The organism is Kitasatospora sp. NPDC085879, from assembly GCF_040686255.1.
Lineage (GTDB): Bacteria > Actinomycetota > Actinomycetes > Streptomycetales > Streptomycetaceae > Kitasatospora.
Genome location: NZ_JBFBJZ010000056.1, coordinates 23,707 through 46,116 on the forward strand (window position 1 = coordinate 23,707; position 22,410 = coordinate 46,116).

General features: G+C 73.4%; 15 protein-coding genes and 1 pseudogene. 10 read left to right on the forward strand and 6 right to left on the reverse strand.

The genetic code is table 11. From position 1 onward, the window contains the following. The first annotated feature begins 40 nt into the window (after window positions 1-40). Entirely contained in the window at window positions 41-1,114 is a 1,074-nt protein-coding gene (ychF, locus tag AB0P35_RS31600; RefSeq protein WP_095873342.1) for a redox-regulated ATPase YchF, read from the forward strand. A gap of 71 nt (window positions 1,115-1,185) precedes the next feature. On the opposite strand, the gene AB0P35_RS31605 is transcribed toward ychF, so the two are convergent. Beyond that, on the reverse strand, window positions 1,186-1,767 hold the full coding sequence (locus tag AB0P35_RS31605; protein ID WP_363517674.1) for a Uma2 family endonuclease: 582 nt from the start codon (window positions 1,765-1,767) through the stop codon (window positions 1,186-1,188). Between the two features lie 192 nt (window positions 1,768-1,959). Between AB0P35_RS31605 and AB0P35_RS31610 the strand changes: the two genes are divergently transcribed. Continuing rightward, the gene (locus AB0P35_RS31610) at window positions 1,960-3,204 is read left to right on the forward strand and encodes a serine hydrolase domain-containing protein (RefSeq protein WP_363517677.1); all 1,245 of its coding nucleotides are present in this window, start codon (window positions 1,960-1,962) and stop codon (window positions 3,202-3,204) included. 8 nt (window positions 3,205-3,212) lie between these two features. Here AB0P35_RS31610 and AB0P35_RS31615 read toward each other — a convergent pair whose 3' ends face one another. From AB0P35_RS31615 to AB0P35_RS31630, 4 genes are all read right to left on the reverse strand, one after another. After that, window positions 3,213-4,583, reverse strand: coding sequence for an FAD-binding oxidoreductase (locus AB0P35_RS31615; protein ID WP_363517680.1), 1,371 nt, complete (start codon window positions 4,581-4,583; stop codon window positions 3,213-3,215). Window positions 4,584-4,857: 274 nt separating this feature from the next. Next, window positions 4,858-5,511 (reverse strand): HAD-IA family hydrolase, encoded by a 654-nt coding sequence (locus AB0P35_RS31620; RefSeq protein ID WP_363517682.1) that lies wholly within the window; start codon window positions 5,509-5,511, stop codon window positions 4,858-4,860. A 63-nt stretch (window positions 5,512-5,574) separates the two neighbouring features. After that, window positions 5,575-6,057 carry a deaminase gene (locus AB0P35_RS31625; RefSeq protein WP_218835729.1) on the reverse strand — a complete coding sequence of 161 codons (483 nt, stop codon included), beginning with the start codon at window positions 6,055-6,057 and terminating at the stop codon, window positions 5,575-5,577. Continuing rightward, the gene (locus tag AB0P35_RS31630; RefSeq protein WP_095873337.1) at window positions 6,054-6,737 is read right to left on the reverse strand and encodes a dihydrofolate reductase family protein; all 684 of its coding nucleotides are present in this window, start codon (window positions 6,735-6,737) and stop codon (window positions 6,054-6,056) included. Before AB0P35_RS31630 ends, AB0P35_RS31625 begins: the two co-directional genes overlap by 4 nt. Before the next feature lie 240 nt (window positions 6,738-6,977). Here AB0P35_RS31630 and AB0P35_RS31635 point away from each other — a divergent pair. Beyond that, window positions 6,978-7,784: pseudogene (locus AB0P35_RS31635) on the forward strand (hypothetical protein). A gap of 24 nt (window positions 7,785-7,808) precedes the next feature. On the opposite strand, the gene AB0P35_RS31640 reads toward AB0P35_RS31635, so the two are convergent. Next, window positions 7,809-8,393 (reverse strand): pyridoxamine 5'-phosphate oxidase family protein, encoded by a 585-nt coding sequence (locus AB0P35_RS31640; protein ID WP_363517686.1) that lies wholly within the window; start codon window positions 8,391-8,393, stop codon window positions 7,809-7,811. Window positions 8,394-8,528: 135 nt separating this feature from the next. Here AB0P35_RS31640 and AB0P35_RS31645 point away from each other — a divergent pair, with 135 nt between their 5' ends. The 7 genes from AB0P35_RS31645 to AB0P35_RS31675 all read left to right on the forward strand — a co-directional run bounded on the left by AB0P35_RS31645 (window position 8,529) and on the right by AB0P35_RS31675 (window position 22,235). Next, window positions 8,529-9,341: a methyltransferase domain-containing protein gene (locus AB0P35_RS31645; protein ID WP_095873335.1), complete on the forward strand. Its 813-nt coding sequence runs from the start codon at window positions 8,529-8,531 to the stop codon at window positions 9,339-9,341. A 143-nt stretch (window positions 9,342-9,484) separates the two neighbouring features. Beyond that, on the forward strand, window positions 9,485-10,048 hold the full coding sequence (locus AB0P35_RS31650; RefSeq protein ID WP_363517689.1) for a (deoxy)nucleoside triphosphate pyrophosphohydrolase: 564 nt from the start codon (window positions 9,485-9,487) through the stop codon (window positions 10,046-10,048). Between the two features lie 282 nt (window positions 10,049-10,330). Further along, on the forward strand, window positions 10,331-13,084 hold the full coding sequence (locus AB0P35_RS31655) for a SpoIIE family protein phosphatase (protein ID WP_363517692.1): 2,754 nt from the start codon (window positions 10,331-10,333) through the stop codon (window positions 13,082-13,084). Window positions 13,085-13,723: 639 nt separating this feature from the next. Continuing rightward, entirely contained in the window at window positions 13,724-16,132 is a 2,409-nt protein-coding gene (locus tag AB0P35_RS31660) for a SpoIIE family protein phosphatase (protein WP_363517713.1), read from the forward strand. Between the two features lie 134 nt (window positions 16,133-16,266). Continuing rightward, window positions 16,267-18,015 carry an ABC transporter family substrate-binding protein gene (locus AB0P35_RS31665; protein ID WP_363517694.1) on the forward strand — a complete coding sequence of 583 codons (1,749 nt, stop codon included), beginning with the start codon at window positions 16,267-16,269 and terminating at the stop codon, window positions 18,013-18,015. A gap of 243 nt (window positions 18,016-18,258) precedes the next feature. Continuing rightward, window positions 18,259-20,163: a translational GTPase TypA gene (gene typA, locus AB0P35_RS31670; RefSeq protein ID WP_363517697.1), complete on the forward strand. Its 1,905-nt coding sequence runs from the start codon at window positions 18,259-18,261 to the stop codon at window positions 20,161-20,163. Between the two features lie 437 nt (window positions 20,164-20,600). Beyond that, window positions 20,601-22,235: an ABC transporter substrate-binding protein gene (locus tag AB0P35_RS31675; protein WP_095873330.1), complete on the forward strand. Its 1,635-nt coding sequence runs from the start codon at window positions 20,601-20,603 to the stop codon at window positions 22,233-22,235. Window positions 22,236-22,410 lie beyond the last annotated feature (175 nt).

The window sequence follows — 22,410 nt, forward strand, 5'->3', positions numbered from 1 at the left end:
CGGCCGCTCCACGCCCTCCAAGCCCACGGGACATCGCTTCATGTCGCTCACGATCGGAATCGTCGGCCTGCCGAACGTCGGCAAGTCGACCCTGTTCAACGCCCTGACCAAGAACGACGTGCTGGCGGCCAACTACCCGTTCGCCACCATCGAGCCCAACGTGGGCGTCGTCGGCGTCCCCGACACCCGGCTGGCCAAGCTCGCCGAGATCTTCGGCTCGCAGCGCATCCTCCCGGCCACCGTCGACTTCGTCGACATCGCCGGCATCGTCCGCGGCGCGAGCGAGGGCGAGGGCCTGGGCAACAAGTTCCTCGCCAACATCCGCGAGTCGGACGCCATCTGCCAGGTCGTCCGCGCCTTCACCGACCCCGACGTGGTGCACGTCGACGGCAAGGTCTCGCCCAAGGACGACATCGAGACCATCCACACCGAGCTGATCCTCGCCGACCTGCAGACGGTCGAGAAGGCCCTGCCGCGCCTGCAGAAGGAGGCGCGCCTCAAGAAGGACACCGCGGCCGTGCTGGCCGCCGCCGAGGCCGCCAAGGCGATCCTCGAGACCGGCAAGACCCTCTTCGAGGCGAGCTTCGACACCCACCCGATCCGCGAGCTGCACCTGCTCACCGCCAAGCCGTTCCTCTACGTCTTCAACGTGGACGAGGACGAGCTCGCCGACGAGGACTTCAAGAACGCCCAGCGCGAGCTGGTCGCCCCCGCCGAGGCGATCTTCCTCAACGCCAAGATCGAGTCCGAGCTGATCGAGCTCGACGACGACGAGGCCCTGGAGCTGCTCCAGTCCATGGGCCAGGACGAGCCCGGCCTCGCCACCCTCGCCCGGGTCGGCTTCGAGACCCTCGGCCTGCAGACCTACCTGACCGCCGGCCCCAAGGAGACCCGGGCCTGGACGATCAAGAAGGGCGCCACCGCCCCCGAGGCCGCCGGTGTCATCCACACCGACTTCCAGAAGGGCTTCATCAAGGCCGAGGTCATCTCCTTCGGCGACCTGGTCGAGACCGGCTCGATCGCCGAGGCCCGCGCCAAGGGCAAGGCCCGCATCGAGGGCAAGGACTACGTCATGCAGGACGGCGACGTGGTGGAGTTCCGCTTCAACGTGTGACGCGCGGGCGGCGACAGCGCACGGCGGAGGGCCGGGTCCGATGGACCCGGCCCTCCGCCGTCCCCGGCGGCTCAGGCGGAGAGGCCCGGCACGAGGCCGTCCAGGTCCAGGTCGATCTCGACCGGTAGGGAGAGCCGCAGCGCTCGGCGGAAGATCCCGGCCGGCGCGTACGAGCCCGTCGGTGCGTCGAGCTCGTAGACGTGCACCGCAGGGACCCCGTCCTCGTCCTCGACGCACCAGTGGTGCCGGATCCCGGCCTCGGCGTACTTGCGCAGCTTGACCGTCCGGTCGCGATGCGCGGACTCCGGTGAGACGACCTCGACGACGAACAGCACGTCCTCCGGGGAGTACCAGGTGCGGTCCGGGTCGTACGGGGCCGAGGTCAGCAGCAGGTCGGGCTCCGGACGGTTGCGGGCGTCGAGGCGGATGGTCATCTCCCGTTCCACCTCGACGCCGTCCGGCACCTGGGCCATGAGCGCCAGCGTGAGGCCGGTGACGAGGCGGCCGTGCCACGACCGCTGCGGGGACATCATGAAGACGAGTGCTCCGTCGATCAGCTCGGTGTGGCGCGGTGCCTCGGGGAGGCGGTCCAGGTCCTCCGCGAACCAGCCCTCCGCGCGCGGCGGGCGCATCCAGTCGGGCAGTGCGGTCATGGTTTCACCGTAGCGGTCCGCGGCCCGGTGCGGCCCCGAGGTGGCGGGCGGCCCGGGTCGGGGTTGTCCCGGGTGCGGGATCGGGGACGGATGGGGGGTCGTCCCGGATGGTTCGGCGGGCGGATCCCGCGAGACTCCTGTGCGGGGCCGGGCAGTCCGGCCGATCGTGACGAAACGTCAGGGGATGCCGCCGTGACCGCTGTTGTGCGCCGTACTCGTTGGACCGCCGTTGCCGCCGCCGGTGCGGTGCTCGCCGCGCTGGCGGTCGGGACGGCGGCCGGGCCCGCGTCCGCCGTGCCCGGGCCCGCGTCCGCCGTGCCCGGGCCCGCGGCCGCGGTGCGGGAGGCCGACCGGGTGCCGCCGCTGGACCGGGCGGCCGTCCGCGACGTGCTCGCCGGGCTGCCGACCGCCGAGGTGTCCGGGGCGCTGGTGCGGGTGTCCGGCCGCGCGGGCCGGCTGGACGCGGTCGGCGGGGTCGGCGACCCGGCCACCGGGCGGGCGCCGGACGCGGACGGGCGGTTCCGGATCGGCTCGATCTCCAAGGTCTTCACCGCGACCGTGGTCCTCCAGCTCGCCGCCGAGCACCGCCTCGACCTCGGCGCCCCCGTCCAGCACTACCTGCCCGGCCTGCTGCCGGCGTCCTTCCCGCCGATCCTCGTGGGGCAGCTGCTCAACCACACCAGCGGCCTGCCGAACGGGGCGGACGGCCCGTGGGGGGACGGCACCGCCGCGTGGTTCGTCGACCACCGCTTCGATTCCTGGACGCCGGAGCGCGTGGTGGCCACCATGGACGGCCAGGCGATGTCCTTCCCGCCCGGCACGGCGCAGCAGTACAACGGCATGAACACCTTCGTGGCGGGACTGCTGGTCGAGAAGGTCACCGGGCACGGCTACGCCCAGGAGGTGCAGCGGCGGATCATCCGCCCGCTCGGCCTGCACGACACCTCGGTGCCGGCGGTGGACGACCCGGCGCTGGCGCACCCGGCCGCCCGCCCGCGGCTGACCGTCCCGGGCCCGGACGGCACGGTGCGCCGGGCGGACGTGACCGAGCAGAGCCCCTGGCCGTGGGCGGAGGGCGGGCTGATCTCCAGCGCCCCCGACCTGGACCGCTTCATCACCGCGCTGTTCCGCGGCCGTCTGCTGCCGCCCGCCCAGCAGGAGGCGCTGTTCACCGTTCCGGACGTGCCGACCCACCACAGCAGCCACTGCGAGACCGGACCGGCCGCGGGCCGCGCCTGCATGAGCATGGGTCTGGAGCGGACGACGGTCGGTGGCGTCGAGATCTGGGGCAAGACCGGTTCCCGGCCGGGCTGGACGAGTGGGGTGTTCGCCACCCGGGACCTCTCCCGGACGGTGGTGTACTCGCTCAACCCGACCGGCCTGGACGGCGCCGAGACCCCGGTGATCCTGCGGCTCGCCGGCGCGGTCTTCGGCTGAGACGGGCGCTACGGCTTGATGTTGTGGTTGACCCGGAACAGGTTGCCGGGGTCGTAGGCCCGCTTGACCTCCACCAGCCGGGCGTAGCTGCCGCCGTAGTTGTCGGCGGCGCGGTGCTGGTCGTCGTCGGCCATGAAGTTGACGTAGCCGCCGGCCTCGGAGTGCGGGGCGACCGCGGCGTAGTAGTCGCGCACCCAGGCGGTGTTGGCCTCGTTCTCGGCGGGGTCGGGCCACATGCCGGCGATCACGGTGGCGAAGGTGGCCTCGCGGTGGGCGAAGGCGGTCGCCTCCGGGGGCACGCGGTGGCAGGCCCCGTTGATCGAGTAGATGTGCATGGTGGAGTTCATGCTCGGCACCTTCGGCCCGTGCTCCAGGTGGGCGGCGATCGCGTCGTCGGTGAGCTCGGTCGAGAAGACGCCCTTCCAGTAGTGCTGCAGGCCCGGCGGCACCAGGGGGTCGAAGGCGCTGTTGAGTGCCGGGTAGGGCATCGGGCCGACCATCTCCGCGACCCGCGGCGCGATCTCGCGCAGCGGCCGGATCGCCGCCTCGGCCTCCTCCATCGGGCCCGCCCAGCAGGCCACGACGATCGCGAAGGTGTCGCCGTGCCGGTCCTCCGGGATGAACGGCAGCGGCGGGGCGATCTGGAATCCGGGGAAGATGCCGAGCTCCTCCGGGGCCTCCTCGATGTACTCGCGGTAGCGCTTCAGGATGGCCTCGGCGTGCTCCAGTTCGAAGAGCATCGGGCCGCCGAATATGTCCTTGACCGGGCTCAGCGCGAACTCGAAGGAGGTGACGACGCCGAAGTTGCCGCTGCCGCCGCGCAGGGCCCAGAAGAGGTCCGGCTCCTCCTTCTCGTTGACGACCCGCAGCCGGCCGTCGGCGGTGACCACGTCCGCGGACAGCAGGTTGTCGCAGGTCAGCCCCAACTTGCGGGCGAGGTAGCCGAATCCGCCGCCGAGGGTGAGGCCGCCGACGCCGGTGGTGGAGACGATCCCGCCGGTGACGGCGAGTCCGAAGACGTATGCGGCCGCGTTGAGGTCGCCGAGGGTGGCGCCGCCGTCGACCCGGGCGGTGCGGCGGACGGGGTCGACCCGGACACCGCGCATGCCCGTGAGGTCGGCGACCACGCCGCCGTCGCAGGTGCCGTAGCCGGGGACGCTGTGCGAACCGCCGCGGATGGCCAGCGGCATGCCGCTGCTCCGGGCGTGGTCGACCGCCGCCATCACGTCGCCGGCGTTGGCGCAGCGCACCACCACGGCCGGCCTTCGGTCGATCATCGCGTTGTAGACCCTGCGGGCCTCGTCGTACTCCTCGTCGCCGGGCCCGACCACACTCCCGTGAACGGTGCTCGCCAGTTCCTCGATCGTCTTGGTGCCCATGACAGAAGCTCCTGACCGTGCCGGCCCCCTGGGCCGGCCCGGGCACGAAGCGGGGAGCCGACGATCCCCGACCGGCCTCCCTCCACGGTACGTCGCGAGGGCGGGCCCTACCCGGCGGGAGCCGCCGAGGGCCGGCGGCGGCGCCGCGAGGCCGATCACCGCGGTGCCGGACCGTGCCCGCCCCGGGGAACTGGCCGCCGTCCACGGCGCGGTGACGGGGCGGGAGGTGACGTGCCGGGAGAGTGACGACGTCTTCCCCGGCGTGGGGCCGGCCTCAGCCGACGGTGATCCGCAGCGAGCCGTCCGCCTGCGGGGCCACCGCGACCTGCTCCAGGTCCTCGGCGTGCACGGTCGCGGGGTGCGGCAGCGCCCGCCGGCCGATGCCGACCACCGGCATGCCGGCGGCGAGCGCGGCGGTGATGCCGGCCTCGGAGTCCTCGAAGGCCAGGCAGTCGGCGGGCGCGAAGCCGAGCGCGGCGGCGCCCTTGAGGAAGCCCTCCGGGTCGGGCTTGCTGGCGCCGACCGAGCCGGCGGTGATCAGGGTCTCCGGCAGCGGCAGCTCGGCGGCGCCCATCCGGGCGCGGGCGAGCGGCTCGTCGGCGGAGGTGACGAGGGCGTGCGGCCGGCCCCGCAGGGCCGCGAGGAAGGCGGCCGCGCCGGGGATCGGGACGACGCCGTAGGTGTCGGCGGTCTCCTCGGCGAGCAGCTGCCGGTTCTCGGCGAGGTTGATCTCGACGGGCCGGTCGGGCAGCAGCACGGCCATGGTCAGGTGTCCCTGGCGGCCGTGCACGACGTGCATGACGGCGTCGCCGTCCAGGCCGTGCCGGGCCGCCCAGCGGCGCCAGCACCGCTCGACGACCGCGTCCGAGTTGACCAGGGTGCCGTCCATGTCGAGGAGCAGGGCGCGGGCGGTGAGCGTGACGGGCATGCAGCTGGCTCCTCGGGACGACGTGTTTGTCTCTCCAGGATACAAAAGCATCGGGGAACCGGGTCAGCCGTCGAGCAGGTGCGCGTTGACCGCGCGGGCCGGCCCGGCCAGCTCCGGCAGTTCGACGACCTCCACCCCGGCCGCCTCCAGCAGCGCGGTGCCCTGGCAGGCCTGCACGAACAGGTCCGGCTCGCGCCAGGCGACCACCACCCGCGGCACCCCGGCCGCGATGATCAGCTGGGCGCAGGTCCGCGGCCGCGAGGCGCGCTGCCCGCACGGCTCCAGCGAGCTGTAGACGGTGGCGGTGCGCAGCCGGGGGTCGCCGGCCGGCAGCTTGGCGAGGGCGGCCTCCTCGGCGTGGTTGTGCGCGTCGACCTCGCGGCTGAAGCCCTCGGCGAGCACCTCGCCGTCCGCGCCGACGACCACCGCGCCGACCGAGAAGGCCGTCTCGGAGGGCGGGCACCGGCGCGAGAGCTCCACGGCACGCGCGAGCCAGTACAGGTCGGTGCCGGGCGGGTGGTCGCCGGACGGCTCGTCGCGGTTCACGGGGCGGTCTCCTTCGGGGCGTAGCGGAGCAGGACGACGTCGCCCACCGTACGTGCCTCCAACAGCCGCATCCGCCGGGTGGGCCCACCGGGGTAGGCGGCCGGGCCGAGGAAGCGGGGCGCGTCGGCCTGCCCGACCAGCAGCGGGGCGAGCGCCAGCTGGAGCTCGTCGGCCAGGCCCTCGGCGAGGAACTGGGTGTGGATGCTGCCGCCGCCCTCCACCATCAGCCGCCGCACCCCGCGCGCCCCGAGGTCGTCGAGCAGGTCGCCGAGGCGGACGGTGCCGCCGAGGGCGACGACCTCGGCGAGCCCGTCGAGGGCGGTGCGCAGGGCCGGCGCGGCGGCGTCGGTGGTGTAGACGGCCTTGGCGCCGCCGGTGTGCCAGAAGTTGAGCCCGGGGGAGAGGCCGCCGCTCGCCGTGAGGGTGACCTTGAGCGGGTACGCGGGCCGCCCGGCCGCGACCCGGGCGGCCCGGCGTTCGGGTGAGTTGACGAGCAGTCGGGGGTTGTCGCGGCGCAGCGTGGTGCCGCCGACCAGCAGCGCGTCGCAGCCGGCCCGGACCTCGTCCACCCGGTCGAAGTCGGCCGGGTTGGAGAGCAGCAGCCGCTCCGGTGACGCGTCGTCGAGGTGGCCGTCCACCGAGACGGCGGCGCTCAGCAGGACGTACGGGCGGGGTGGCACGGGGAGGTCTCCGATCTTTCGGCTGCGGCTCCACCGTACGGTCACCGCCCGCCCGCGCGGAGTCCGGCCGTGTCCACGGCATCCTGCGTACGGATTTCGAGCGGTGCCGTTCGCCGTCCGGCCCGGTGCCGTACGGCCGTCGTTCGCGCATGGGCCCCACCCTGGTCCGGTTCTCGATCAACCCCCGACGAAGGGCCCGCGTCCGGTCACCGTTCGCTCGCGCTCGCCGCGGCGGCGTTCGTGCTCGCCTCCGTCCCCGTCGCCGCCGCCCCGGCCTCCGCGGTGACGTACGGCACCCCCACCATCTCCCTGTCGGCGGGCTACCTGTCCGGTGCGGTCGGCGCGACCGGCGACCCGACCGTCACCGTCACGGTGGCGCAGAGCGGCGCCGACGCCTCGGCGCTCACCGTCGCGGCCACCTAGCCGACCCTCGGCGGCAGGTACAAGGGCCTGCGCGACGACCTGATCACCTGGGACAAGGCCAACGGCAACTGCTTCGGCTTCGCCGCGGACGCCGCCTCCGGCCAGGTCCCGAAGCAGATCGACGGTTTCAACGTCGAGGGCCTGGAGTTCGCGCCGGGCAGCACCACCACCGCGTACGTCGCCCTCCGTGCGCCGCTGGTGCCGCCGGCACCGGTCACCAACGACAACCAGCTGCCCGGCGGCTCGGTGCACGCCGCGTTCGGCACCCCGATCACCCTGGACCTGGGCGGGCTGTCCGTCCGCGACATCCGCAAGAACGCCGCGGACCAGTACCTGATCGTGGCCGGCTCCTGGGCCGCGGACGACAACTCCGACCCGTACGCGCTCTACAGGTGGACGGGCGTGGTCACCGACGCCCCGGTGAAGCCGCGCGACCTGCCGACCACCGACGCCGGCGCCTGGGAGGCCGTGGTGGACGGGCCGGACCTCACCGCGCCCGGCGCCCGCGCCCAGCTGATCACCGACGACGGCGCCGCCGACCTGTACGACGACGGCACCGAGGCCAAGGACCTCACCCACCCGGAGTGGAAGAAGTCCCGCACCACCTGGTTCACCCTGAACTGACCCGGCGCGCTGCCGCCGCGGGCCTCAGCGGGCCCGCGGCGGCAGCGGCAGCGGCAGTGCGGGCAGGCCGTCGAGGCTGGTGCCGACGAGCTCCTTGCCCTCGCAGTAGGTGGCGAACTCCTCGTCGGTCTTCCGGTCGAAGTACTGGGCGTGCAGGTCGCGGTCGCCCCGGTAGTCCATGAACGGCACGGCGAACCCGCAGGAGTCGCTGACCCGTTCGGCGTGCACCAGCACCACGGCGCGCAGCCCGGAGCCGTCCGCCGCCGGGTCGAAGTGCCCGATCAGGCCGGCGAAGCGCGGGTCGTCGCGGAACACCGCCTCGCCGCGGCCGTGCACCCGCACCACGGTCGGCGGCCCGTCGAAGGAGCACCACATCAGGGTGATCCGGCCGTTCTCCCGCAGGTGGGCGAGGGTCTCCGCGGTGCTGCCGCCGAAGTCCAGGTAGGCCAGGGTGAGTTCGTCCAGGACGACGAGCGTGCCGGCCCGGCCCTTGGGGGACAGGTTGACGTGCCCGTCGCCGGCCAGCGGCGCCGTGGCGGTGAAGAAGACCGGCTGGCTCTCGATGAAGGCGCGCAGCCGGCCGTCGATGCGTTCGTACGTCTTTCCCATGGTCCGATTGTCGCCGCACGGCCCTTCGGGTGGCCATGTCGACGCTCCATCATCTTGAATAGTGGGACGATATTTCTCGTCAAGCGAGACAGGTCTACGCTCGGCGGCATCGTGAGGAGCCGAGAGGAACCGAACATGACGAACCGTCGGGCCGCCTACACCCACGGCCACCAGGAGGCCGTGCTGCGCTCGCACCGCAGCCGCACCGCCGCCGACTCCGCCGCCTACCTGCTGCCCGAACTCCGCCCGGGGCAGCGACTGCTGGACGTCGGCTGCGGGCCCGGCACGATCACCGCCGACCTCGCCGAGCGGCTCGGCCCCGAAGGCCGGACGGTCGCCGTCGACACCTCCGCCGAGGTGCTCGCCCAGGCCGCCGCGCACGCCGCCGAACGCGGTCTGACCACCGTGCAGTTCGAGGTCGCCGACGTGCACCGGCTGCCGTACGCCGACGGCGCGTTCGACGTGGTGCACGCCCACCAGGTGCTCCAACACCTCGCCGACCCGGTGGCCGCGTTGCGCGAGATGCGCCGGGTCACCGCCCCCGGCGGTGTGGTCGCCGTCCGGGACGCCGACTACGCGGCGATGGCCTGGTACCCCGAACTCCCCGAACTCGCCGAGTGGTCGGCGCTGTACCGGCGGATCGCCCGGGCCAACGGCGGCGAGCCCGATGCCGGCCGCCGGCTGGCCGCCTGGGCGAGGGCGGCCGGCTTCACCGACGTCACCGCGACCTCCAGCAGCTGGACCTTCGCCGACCCCGGGCGCCGGCAGTGGTGGGGCGGGACCTGGGCCGAGCGCACCGAGAAGTCCGCCACGGCCGCCACCGCCCTCGCCGAGGGCCTGGCCGACACCGACGACCTGGCCCGGATCGCCGACGGCTGGCGCCGCTGGGCCGCCGACCCGGACGCCTGGTTCGCCGTGCTGCACGGTGAGGTGCTGGCCCGCCGGTGAGCCGCACCGGTCGGGGCGGTCGGTACCCGCACGGTCTTACCGGGAGTTAACCGCCGCCGTACCGGCCGGTAGCAATCCGGGCCTACCGTCGGCGCACGGGTCCGGCCTGTCCCCCACCGGGCCGGGCCCGTTACCGTGGCGCCATGGACGATCACCGGGTGATGCGGCAGGACGACAACGGCAACCGCTTCCTCGTCGCCACCGGGCTGGGCCGTGCCGAGGCGGAGGCACTCGCCGCCGAGTTCGAGGCCCGCGGCCACAAGCAGCTGTACTGGGTCGAGGCGGTCGGGCCCCGCGCCCCGCAGCCGGACGCCGAGGTCCGGTACGTGGTCGGCGGCGCCCTGGTGCACCGGGGCCGGGTGCTCGCCGCCCGCCGCAGCGCACCCCCCGAGACGGCCGGCTACTGGGAGTTCCCCGGCGGCAAGGCCGAGCCCGGCGAGACCCAGGCGCAGGCCCTGGAGCGCGAACTCGCCGAGGAGCTCGGCGTCCGCGCCCGCGCCCTCCACCCGCTGCCCGGCGGCTGGCCCGTCCGGCCCGGCCTGGAGCTGCGGATCTGGGCCGCCGAACTGCTCTCCGGCGAACCCCGCCCGCTGGCCGACCACTCCGAGGTCCGCTGGCTCGGCGCCGGCGAGCTCGACGACGTCGAATGGCTCGCCCACGACCGCGAGGTCCTCCCGCACGTCGCCGCCCTGCTCGCCGACGGCTGAGCCCGCCCGCGGCTGAGCCGCCCCCGGGCCGGGTACTCACCCTGCGCGGGGCGGACCCCGCACGGGCCCGTCGCCGATTGCTCCACGCAGCCGAACCGGCGCCGCCGGATCGCGGCCGAATCGGAAAAGACGACCCGCTTGCCGGGATATCAACCCATTGCATGGGGTATGTCACAGTTCGGCAGAATTCATCGGGACCGGCGGGGCGCGGCGGCGCCCCGCCGACCCCTCCGCACCCGGCCCCGGCCGCGGTGCCCAGCCCACGAGCCGGAGGCGCCGTCGGTGTCGAGCACGGGAAACGGCGGGGGAGAGCGGCGGGTCCGACGCCTCCCCCGGCGCGGATCGCAGCGCACGGCCGCCCCCGGCCTGTCCGGCCGCGCCACCGGTGCTTCGGCCGGCAGCGCCGCCGCCCGCGCCCGGCTGCGCCGCGGCGGCCGCACCGGCCCCGCCGAGCAGGCCCAGCAACGCCCGCAGCCCCGCGACATCCCGCCCTCCGCCTCGCCCCGCGGCCGCCCGATCCTGCCCTTCCCCGGCACCCCCGCCCCCGGCGCCAAGATCGCCGAACCGGCCCGCGGCAGCCTCTTCGACGTCGTCAAGGTCGCCATCGCCATCCTCGACACCTCCAGCCGGGTGGTGCTCTGGAGCCCCGCCGCCGAGGACATGCTCGGCTGGCCCAGCGAACTCCTGGTCGGCCGGCGGATCGACCAGCTGATCGGCGACGAGGAGCTCGTCGCCCAGGCCCGGCAGGCCATCCAGGAGACCCTGCGGATCGGCAGCTGGCACGGCATCACCCGGCTCTCCGACCGGGAGGGCGTGAACGTCCCCGTCGAGGTGCGGATCTCACTGCTCGTCGACGGCGACGGCACACCCTTCCTGCAGGTCGCGCTCGCCGACGCCCGCACCGTCGCCGCCGTGGAGCGCGACCTCGCCGTCCGCGACGCGCTGTTCGAGCAGTCCCCGCTCGGCATCGCCGTCCTCGACACCGAACTGCGCTACACCGCCGTCAACCGCACCCTCGCCGAGATGAACGGCGTCCCGATGGAGGAGCACGTCGGCCGCACCACCGGCGAGACCCTCCCCGAGCGGGCCGCCGACGAGATCACCGCCATCCAGCGCCAGGTCCTCGCCACCGGCGAACCGGTCATCGACGTCACCCTCGCCGCCCCCGTCACCGCCCGCTCCGGCTTCCGCTCGATCTCCTACAGCCGGATGACCGACCGGGCCGGCCGAGTCCTCGGCATCTCCGGCACCGTCATGGACGTCACCGAGCGCTACCGGGCCGTCTCCAAGGTCGAGCACGCCCGCCGCCGGCTCTCCCTGCTCAACGAGTTCGGCTCCAGGATCGGCGACCTCCTCGACGCCTCCCGGATCGCCCAGGAACTCGCCGGCGCCGTGGTGCCCCGGCTCGCCGACTACTCCGCCGTGATCCTGCTGCAGGCCGTCGCGCACGGCGACGACCTGCCCCGGCACGGCCACGACCGCCGCACCTCGCTGCTGCAGCTCGGCACCGCCTCCGTCCAGGACGGCCCCGAGGTCGAGGTCATGCTCCGCCGCGGCGCCCGGATCACCTTCACCGAGGAGTCCGCCTTCGGCCGCGTGCTGCGCACCGGCATCCCGGAGCTCCTCAGCGGCAAGGAGGAGTCCGAGGACCTCAGCTACCCCGGCGACCCCAAGGCCCAGGCCGCCCACGAACTCGGCGTGCACTCCCGGCTGGTCGTCCCGCTGCGCGCCCGCGGCATCGTCATCGGCCTGCTGGTGGTCAGCCGGGCCGGCTACCGGGAGGGCTTCGACCGCGACGACCTGGCCTTCGCCGTCGAACTCGCCGACCGGGCCGGCAGCTCCCTCGACAACGCCCGTCTCTACGCCCGGGAGCGCAGCGCCGCGCTCACCCTGCAGCGCACCCTGCTGCCGCAGCAGGTGCCGCAGCCCACCGGCGTCGAGGTCGCCTACCGCTACGTCCCCGGCAGCAGCGGCACCGAGGTCGGCGGCGACTGGTTCGACGTCATCCCGCTGCCCGGCGACCGCACCGCGCTGGTGGTCGGCGACGTCATGGGCCACGGCCTGCGGGCCGCCGCCACCATGGGCCGGCTGCGCACCGCCGTCCGGGTGCTCGCCGCCCTCGACCTACCGCCGGACACCCTGCTGCGGCACGTCCACGAGCTGGCCGACGACCTCGCCCAGGGCCCCGACGAGGCCCTGTTGGCGACCTGTGTGTACGCGGTCTTCGACCCCGTCCGGCGGCGGCTGACCGTCACCAAGGCCGGCCACATCCCGCCGGTGTTGGTGGTGCCCAAGGACGGCGACGGTCCCGCCCCGACCGCCGGCGGTCCGCTGCCCGGCGGCGTCGGCCAGGTGCTCGACCTTCCCTCCGGCGCCCCGCTCGGCGTCGGCGGCGTGCCCTTCGAATCGGTCGAGATGGACGTCGCCGAGGGCGCCCTGCTCGCCCTGTGCACCGACGGGCTGGTGGAGTCCCGGGACAAGGACCTCGACGTGGGCCTCGGCCGGCTGATCAGCGTGCTGGAGCAGCCCTACGCCTCCATCGAGCAGGCCTGCGAGGCCGTGCTCGACACCATGGAGCAGGGCCGCGAGCCCGACGACGTCGCCCTGCTGCTGGCCCGGCTCAGCCACGGCGAGGCCGGCACCCCGACCGCCGGCTGGACCCTGCCCGCCGAGCCGACCGCCGTCTCCCGGGCCCGCCGGCTGGTGCGCGGCACCCTCGCCGAGTGGGGCGCCGAGCACCTCACCGACACCGCCGAGCTGCTGGTGAGCGAGCTGGTCACGAACTCCGTCCGGTACGCCAGCGCCCCGATCGGGGTCCGGTTGACCCTCGGCGAGATGCTGCTGGTGGAGATCAGCGACCCGCTGCCCGACCCGCCCCGCGAGCGGCACGCCGCCGAGGCCGACGAGGGCGGCCGCGGCCTGGAGCTCGTCCGCCGGCTCGCCCTGCGCTGGGGCGCCAGGGCCGAGGGCATGGGCAAGGTCGTCTGGTTCGAGCTCAACCCGGACGATCCCGAGGGCGACTACAGTGAGCAGTAGTCCGGCCACCTCGGGTCGCCGTGCGCAGCGCAGGCGCCCGGCCGCGGACGGTGGCGGCGCCGTCCGGCAGACGGACGGATAAAGTCCGACTTTTCCGATTTCGGGGCGCCGCGGAGCCGGGCCGCACGGCCGCACGGCCGACCGCCGCCGTCCACCGCGCGACGTGCTGCGGAACACCCGGGGACAGCTGCCCGCACGGGCTGGCGCTGATGAAGTGTCATGTGATGAAATGCCCGAATCCATAGGCGTTTTCGAGACACACGGCAGGGCGATCCTGCCAGATCCGTGCACGACGCAGCCATGTCCGACCCAGCTCTTGACCGAACCGCCCGATCCGTGCAGACCAGGCCGGTTCGAACAGCGACGGCCGGGTAAGGAGCACCGCGCGGGCCTCCCCCGATTCGATGTTGTGATGCTCGGGGGCGTGTGCGCTCGCACCCGGATGATGAATACTCGGTCTTCTCGACATCCGGATGGGCACTGGTTGGAGGGGTCGGTCCGTTGAACAGCATTCCGGCGCCGCAGGCGCCGAGCAGCAGCGGTCATGCCGCCGTGCCCGGACAGCCCGGCGCACCCGACGACGAGGACGTCGCCCCGCGCGGCGACGCCGCAGGTCGGGGGCACGGCGAACCAGGGTCGATCTACGGCTACCTACGGGTCGCCACCTTCGCGATCGGCCCCGACGGCCGGATCAGCCACTGGAGCGGCCGGGCCGCCGAGTTCTTCGGCGTACCCACGGCCGACGCCCTGGGCTCCGACCCCATCACCACCCTCGTCCCGCGCGAGCACTGGCAGCGCGGCCGGGCCCGCCTGGAGCGCGTCCTCGCCGGCGAGGAGTGGACCGGCACCACCCCCTACCGGGACACCGCCACCGGCAGCGAGGGCCTCGCCGAGCTCTACCTGATGCCCGTCGACGGCGGCCCCGCCGCCGGCGCCACCTGTCTCGCCGTCGACGTCGGCCGGCTGCGCGGCGTCGAGGCCGGACTCGCCGCCACCGAGGCGGTCTTCGGCCAGACCCCCACCGGCTTCTTCCTCTTCGGCCCCGACCTGCGGCTGCAGCGCGTCAACCGGGCCTTCGCCGCCTGCGTCGGCCGCGCCGCCGAGGAACTCCCCGGCCTCGCACCCACCGAACTCTTCGCCCCCGGCGAGGCCGAGCGGCTGCTCGTCGCCCTGCGCAAGGTGCTGGAGGGCGGCGAGCCGATCCTCGACCTGCGCTTCAGCGGCGGCGTCCCCGCCGCCGGCACCCGCGACGGCCGCCGCCGCTGGTCCGCCGCCCTGTTCCGGCTCAACGGCCCCGGCGGCGTCCCCATGGGCGTGGCCGGCCAGGTGCAGGACGTCACCAGCCGGCACGTCGCCGAACGCGAGGCCGCCGGCGTCCGCCGCAGCCTCGCCCTGCTCAACGAGGCCAGCACCCACATCGGCTCCACCCTCGACCTGGAGACCACCGCCAAGGAACTCCTGGACGTGATCGTCCCGCAGTTCTGCGACGTCGCCACCGTCGACCTCTACACCGCGCTGCTCTCCGGCGACTCCGGCCCGCTGGCCGCCGGCCCCGGCCTGATCGACGGCTCCGGCGAACTGCGCCGGGTCGCCGTCTCCAGCGTGGTCGGCGGCGCCTCCTCCGTCCTCGGCGAGGGCATCGGCGCCGTCCCGGTCGCCGAGGCCGGCGGCACCCTCTGCTACCCGCCGCGCTCCCCGCACGCCCGCGCCCTGCGCACCGGCCGCAGCGTCGTCCCGCAACCCGGGCCCGACCCGCTGCTGCGCTCCACCCTGGTCGTCCCGCTGGTCGCCCGCGACCAGGTGCTGGGCCTCGTCCAGCTGTCCCGGGCGATCGGCTCCGAGCCCTTCGACGCGAGAGACGTCGCCATCGCCGAGGAGCTGGTCTCCCGCGCCGCGGTCTGCGTCGACAACGCCCGGCTCTACCGCCGCGAGCACGAGCGCGCCCTGATCCTCCAGCGCAGCCTGCTGCCCCCGGGCAATCCGGCGGCCACCGGACTGGAGATCGCCCGCCGCTACCTGCCCAGCAACAACAACACCGAGGTCGGCGGCGACTGGTTCGACGTCATCCCGCTGCCCGGCAGCCGCACCGCCCTGGTCATCGGCGACGTCATGGGCCGCGGCCTGCGCGCCGCCGTGGCGATGGGCCAGCTGCGCACCGCCGTCCGCACCCTCGCGATGCTCGACCTCGACCCGGCCGAGGTGCTCGGCGCCCTCGACGAGATCGCCCGCGGCCTCGGCGCCGACGACCCCGCGGGCGGCCCGTTCGGCGAGGGCGGCTCCGAGGTCTACCTCGCGACCTGCGTCTACGCCGTGTACGACGCCGTCACCCAGCGCTGCACCTTCGCCAGCGCCGGCCACCTGCCGCCCGCGCTGCTCAGCCCCGGCGAGCCGGCCCGGATGCTCGACGTCCCGCCCGGCCTGCCGCTCGGCGTCGGCGGCGAGCCCTTCGAGGAGGTCACCCTCACCCTGCCGGACGGCGCGGTGCTCGGCCTCTACACCGACGGCCTGGTGGAGTCCCGCAAGCACCAGCTGGACGAGGGCCTGAGGGCGTTCCGGGCCGCGCTCACCCACGGCTCCCAGCACCTGGAGCAGCTCTGCGACGAGGTGCTGGACGAACTCATCCCGCACCACGGCGAGGACGACATCGCGCTGCTGATGGCCAAGGTCCAGGCGCTGCCGGCCGAATCGGTCGGCGACTGGAAGCTGCCCGCCGAGCCCACCTCGGTCGGCAAGGCCCGCGAGCGGTCCTGCGACTGGCTGATCAACCGCGGCCTGGACGAGCTGGTCGACACCACCGAGCTGCTGGTCAGCGAGCTGGTCACCAACGCGCTCCGGCACGGCCGGGGCGAGATCCGGCTGCGCCTGATGCGCGACCGCACGGTGCTCTGCGAGGTCTGGGACGACGGCTACGCGCAGCCCCGGCAGCGGCGCGCCCAGGAGACCGACGAGGGCGGCCGCGGCCTGCAGCTGGTCAGCCTGCTCGCCGAGCGCTGGGGCAGCCGGCGCACCCCCAACGGCAAGATCGTCTGGTTCGAACTGACGCTCTGACCCCGCCGCCTACGCCGCCCGGGTGGATCTGTCCGCCCGGGCGACGTGTCGTCGCGGCCGGTCGCGTCCCTTGGCCTTTCAGTGGGTGCACTCCCGGATTCCTCGGGCCGGCCGACACCCCGACGGAGGAGCGCATGCGCGCCAGCCGAGCCGCCGACCGGGCCGCCGCCGCGGCCGCCGCCCTCTGCCTGGCAGCCGGCCTCGCCGGCTGCACCGGCGGCTCCTCGGACGGCCCCGCGGCCTCCGACGTCACCGCCGCCGACCGCGCGCACACCCGCGACGGCGGCACCGTCCGCTGGGCGGTCGACGTCGTCCCGGCGACCCTGAACGTCTACCAGCCGGAGGCGGGCGCCGACTCCGAGCTGATCGCCCGCGCCCTGCTGCCCGCGCTGTTCCGGCTGGACGACCGCGGCCGCGCCGCCCCCGACCCGGACTACCTGGCCGGCGCCGAGTCCACCCCGGCCGGCCGCAGCCCGCAGACCGTCACCTACCGGCTCAACCCGGCCGCGGTGTGGAGCGACGGCTCGCCGCTGTCGGCCGCCGACTTCACCGCCCAGTGGAAGGCGCTGTCCGGCGCCGACCCGGCCTTCCGCAGCGACCGGCCGGCCGGCTACGACGCCATCGCCTCGGTCGCCCAGGGCAGCGGCCCGCACGAGATCAAGGTCGTCTTCAAGCAGCCCTACGCGGACTGGCGCTCGCTCTTCTCCCCGCTGTACCCGGCCGCCCGGACGGCCACCGCGGACGCCTTCAACCAGCCCCTCGACGGCGGTTTCCGCACCTCGGCCGGCCCGTTCGCACTGACCGGCTGGGACAAGGACGGCGGCCGCGCCGTGCTCACCCGCAACCCGCGCTGGTGGGGCGACCCGGCGAAGGCCCAGGAGATCGACTTCCTGGCCGTGCCCGCGCCCGGCCGGCTCGACGCGCTGGCCAAGGGCGAGCTCGACATCGCCGCCGTCACCGCGTCCGTCGACCGGGCCGTCCCGGACGGCACCACGGCCGCCGCCCCGCCGGACGCCGCCGCGATGGTCGAGGCCTCCGCGCACGCCCTGCACCGGGCCGAGACACTGCCCGGCCTCACCCTGCACCGGGCGCCCGCCGCCGCCTTCACCCAGCTCACCCTGAACGCGACGAAGGGCCCGCTCGCCGACCAGGCCGTCCGGCAGGCCGTCGCCCGCGCCGTCGACCGGCAGAAGACCGCCACCGCCGCGCTCGGCCCGCTCGGCCTCGGCGCCGTCCCGCTCGGCAACCACCTGCTGGTGGCCGGCCAGGACGGCTACCGCGACAACAGCAAGGCACTCGGCACGGCCGCCGCCGGCACCCTGCTCGACCGGGCCGGCTGGACCTCCTCGGACGGCACCCGCAGCAAGGACGGCAAGAAGCTCGCCCTCGGCCTGCTCATCCCGGACGGCTCCACCACCGCCCGCCGCACCGCCGACGCGCTCGCCGCCGACCTGGCCGCCGCCGGCATCGCGGTCACCGCCCGGCCCGTCCCGGCCGACACCTTCGTCACCGACCACCTCGCCAAGGGCGACTTCGACCTCGCCCTCTTCTCCTGGCCCGCCAGCGCCTACCCGTCCGACACCCGGCCGCTGTACGCCAAGCCGCAGCCCGGCCCGGACGGCCTGCCCGTGGTCGGCCGCAACTTCGGCGGCGGCGGCACCGCCGAGATCGACCAGCTGCTGGACCGGGCCGCCGGCGAACTCGACCCGGCGGCCCGGCAGGGCCTGCTGCAGCAGGCCGACGCACGGCTCTGGCAGCTCGCCGACGTCGTCCCGCTCTACCGCCGCCCCGACCTGGTCGCCGTCCGCGACGGGGTCGCGGGTGCCGGCGCGTACGGCTTCACCACCCCGCGCTACCAGGACGTCGGCTTCCGGCAGGGCTGACCGCGGAGGGGGTGGGACGGGTACGGCCGGTCCGCGCCGCGATGTGATCTTGCACGCGGTACCACCGGCCGTTTCGGCCCTTGCGGGGGCTTCCCCGTACCATGGGGGTAGCCGTGGCATGGTGTGCCCGGCGGGTGGACCGGTAGTAGCAGGCGGAACGGGCGGCCGCGATCGACAGGGATCGCAAGTCGGCGTCACGCAGCCGGGCGCCGAAACCCACGAAACCGGGAGAATCCGCTCCGCATGCCCACGCGCAACGACATCCGCAACGTCGCCATCGTCGCCCACGTCGACCACGGCAAGACCACCCTGGTCGACGCCATGCTGAAGCAGGCCGGCGCCTTCGCCGCCCACCAGCATCTCGACGACCGCATGATGGACTCCAACGACCTGGAGCGCGAGAAGGGCATCACCATTCTCGCGAAGAACACCGCCGTCAAGTACCACCCGAAGGACGGCGGCGTCCCGATCACCATCAACATCATCGACACCCCGGGCCACGCCGACTTCGGTGGCGAGGTCGAGCGCGGTCTGTCGATGGTCGACGCGGTCGTCCTCCTCGTCGACGCCTCCGAGGGTCCGCTGCCGCAGACCCGCTTCGTGCTCCGCAAGGCGCTCACCGCGCGGCTCCCCGTCATCCTCTGCATCAACAAGACGGACCGCCCGGACGCCCGGATCGACGAGGTCATCAACGAGACCTACGACCTCTTCCTCGACCTGGACGCGGACGAGGACCAGATCGAGTTCCCGATCGTCTACGCCTGCGCCCGTGACGGCGTCGCCTCGCTGACCAAGCCGGAGAACGGCACCGTGCCGGCCGACTCCACCAGCCTGGAGCCGTTCTTCTCCACCATCCTGGAGCACGTCCCGGCCCCGGTCTTCGACGAGAACGCCCCGCTGCAGGCCCACGTCACCAACCTGGACGCCGACAACTTCCTCGGCCGCATCGCGCTGCTCCGCGTCGAGCAGGGCGAGCTGCGCAAGGGCCAGACCGTGGCCTGGATCAAGCGCGACGGCTCGATCCAGAACGTCCGCATCTCCGAGCTGCTGATGACCGAGGCGCTCACCCGCAAGCCGGCCGAGGTGGCCGGCCCGGGCGACATCTGCGCCGTCGCCGGCATCTCCGAGATCATGATCGGCGAGACCCTCGCCGACACCGAGAACCCGATCGCCCTGCCGCTGATCACCGTCGACGAGCCGGCCATCTCGATGACCATCGGCACCAACACCTCGCCGCTGGTCGGCAAGGGCGGCTCCGGCAAGGGCGCGGACGCCAAGTCCGGCGCCAAGGTCGACCGCAAGGTGACCGCCCGCCAGGTGAAGGACCGCCTCGACCGCGAGCTCATCGGCAACGTGTCGCTCCGCGTCCTCGACACCGAGCGCCCGGACGCCTGGGAGGTGCAGGGCCGCGGCGAGCTGGCGCTGGCCATCCTCATCGAGACCATGCGCCGCGAGGGCTTCGAGCTGACCGTCGGCAAGCCGCAGGTCGTCACCCGAGAGATCAACGGCAAGACCCACGAGCCGGTCGAGCGTCTGACCGTGGACGTCCCCGAGGAGCACATGGGCGCCGTCACGCAGCTCATGGGCGTCCGCAAGGGCCGGATGGACAACATGTCCAACCACGGCTCCGGCTGGGTCCGGATGGAGTTCGTCGTGCCCTCCCGCGGCCTGATCGGCTTCCGGACGGAGTTCCTGACCTCCACCCGCGGCACCGGCATCGCGCACTCGATCCACGAGGGCTACGAGCCGTGGTTCGGCGCGCTGAGCACCCGCAACAACGGCTCGCTGGTCGCCGACCGCTCCGGCGTGGTCACCGCGTTCGCGATGACCAACCTGCAGGAGCGCGGCGTGCTGTTCTGCGAGCCGGGCACCGAGGTGTACGAGGGCATGATCGTCGGTGAGAACTCCCGCTCCGACGACATGGACGTCAACATCACCAAGGAGAAGAAGCTCACCAACATGCGGTCGTCGAACGCCGACGTCGCCGAGTCGATCGTCCCGCCGCGCAAGCTCTCGCTGGAGCAGTCGCTGGAGTTCTGCCGCGAGGACGAGTGCATCGAGGTGACCCCGGAGACCGTGCGCATCCGCAAGGTCGTCCTGGACGCCAAGGAGCGCGGCCGCACCGCGTCGCGCGCCAAGAAGGGCTGACCCGCCCCGAAGAAGGCTGACGCGGCGTAGCCGCGGACACCGGCCGGCTCCCACCCCCCGAGGGTGGGAGCCGGCCGGTTTTTCGGGTCCCGGGGGCCGGACGGCGTTCGGAATCCGGTGAGACGGACGAGTCCGGTAATCGTGCGTGACCGACCGTCATTCATGACAACTGTCCGTTTGGTGCCAGTTGGGTATGCCCGCAATGTCCAGTTTGTGAAACCAATTCGTCGCGCATGTGACCAAATTGAGATCCGTAATGGTCGGATCCGTATCTCCCGGTGTCCGATAGTGGGACAGTCGAGCTCGGGTCACGGGTCACGCGCAGGGGTGCGCGCCGAACCTCGGGCGAGGAAGCACCGTCCGGTTCCGGCGCCCAAGCCGTCCACCGCAAGTGCGGTGCTCTCCACGTTTGCAACACGGATTCAGGAGGCACACCCATGCGCGGTGCAAGCCAGGCCAAGTGGGTCGTCGCAGCCGTCGCGGTCGCCCTTGCCGCGACCGCCTGCAGCAGCAGCGGTACGTCCGGCGGTGGCTCGTCCGACGGCGCGGTCAACGCCCAGGGCACCTTCAGCTACCAGAGCGCCGAGCCGCAGAACCCGCTCCAGCCGGCCAACGCCATGGAGAACCAGGGCGGCCGCGTCATCAAGCAGCTCTTCAAGGGCCTGGTCGACTACGACCCCGCCACCGGCAAGCTGCGCAACCAGGTCGCCGACAAGATCGAGACCACCGACGCCCAGCACTACACCGTCACGCTGAAGAGCGGCTGGACCTTCCACGACGGCACCCCCGTCACCGCGCAGTCCTTCGTGGACTCCTGGAACTGGTCCGCCAACACCAAGAACGGCCAGATCAACTCCGACTGGTTCTCCGACATCGCCGGCTACGACGCCGTGCACCCGGAGAAGGGCGACCCGACCGCGGCCACGATGTCCGGCCTCAAGGTCGTGGACGACACCCACTTCACCATCGAGCTGACCGGCCCGGTCTCGTACTTCCAGTACAAGCTCGGCTACAACGCCTTCTCGCCGCTCCCGAAGGCCTTCTTCACCGACCCGGCGAAGTACGGCCAGTCGCCGATCGGCAACGGCCCCTACAAGTTCGTCTCGTGGGAGCACAACAAGGCGATCACCGTCGCCGCCTACGACAAGTACGCCGGCGTCGACAAGGCGAAGAACGGCGGCATCGTCTTCAAGAACTACACCCAGGCCGACGCCGCCTACAAGGACCTGGTCTCCGACAACCTGGACGTGCTCGACCAGGTCGACCCGAGCAACCTCGCCTCCTACAAGAGCGACCTCGGCGACCGCGCCGTCGACCAGGCCCAGGGCGCCATCCAGAACATCAGCTTCGCGCTCTACCAGGGCGACTGGGCCGGTGTCGACAAGGCCAAGGTCCGCCAGGGCCTGTCGATGGCGATCGACCGCGACACCATCACCAAGACCGTCCTCAACGGCTCGCGCCAGCCCGCCGACGGCTGGGTCGCCCCCGGTGCGATGGGCTACAAGGCCGGCGCCTGCGGCGAGTTCTGCACGTTCGACCCGGCCAAGGCCAAGCAGCTGATCCAGGCCGGCGGCGGCGTCCCGGGCAACAAGATCACCGTCGTCTACAACTCCGACGGCGGCCACAAGGAGTGGGTGGACGCGGTCTGCAACTCCATCCGCCAGTCCACCGGCGTGGAGTGCCTCGGCGACCCGAAGCCGGACTTCAAGACCTCGCGGGACCTGATCAAGAACAAGAAGGTCCAGTCGATGATGCGTACCGGCTGGGTGCAGGACTACCCGCTGAACGCCAACTTCCTGCGCGACGTCTACGGCACCGGTGCCGCGGCCAACGACGCCGGCTACTCCAGCCCGGACTTCGACAAGCTGGCCGCCGAGGCGGACAAGGCCACCACCGTCGAGAAGACCGCCGAGCTGTACCAGCAGGCCGAGGCCCAGCTGGCCAAGGACATGCCGGCCATCCCGCTCTGGTACTACAAGACCAACTCGGGCTACTCGAACAACGTCCAGAACGTGAAGTTCGACTCGTTCGGCGACCCGGTCTTCACCCAGGTCGAGGTCAAGCAGAAGTAATCCGAGCCGGCACCGCACGGTTCGAACCGACGCGGCCGGTGCCCGGCCCACCCGACCGGGTGGACGGCACCGGCCGCCGTCGCCCTGCCCGCGGGCCGCCCCGGCCCACCGGCGCCGGGCGGGCGCGCGCAGGCCCATGGACCTCTGAACCGGACGACAGTCCGTCAGAGCATTG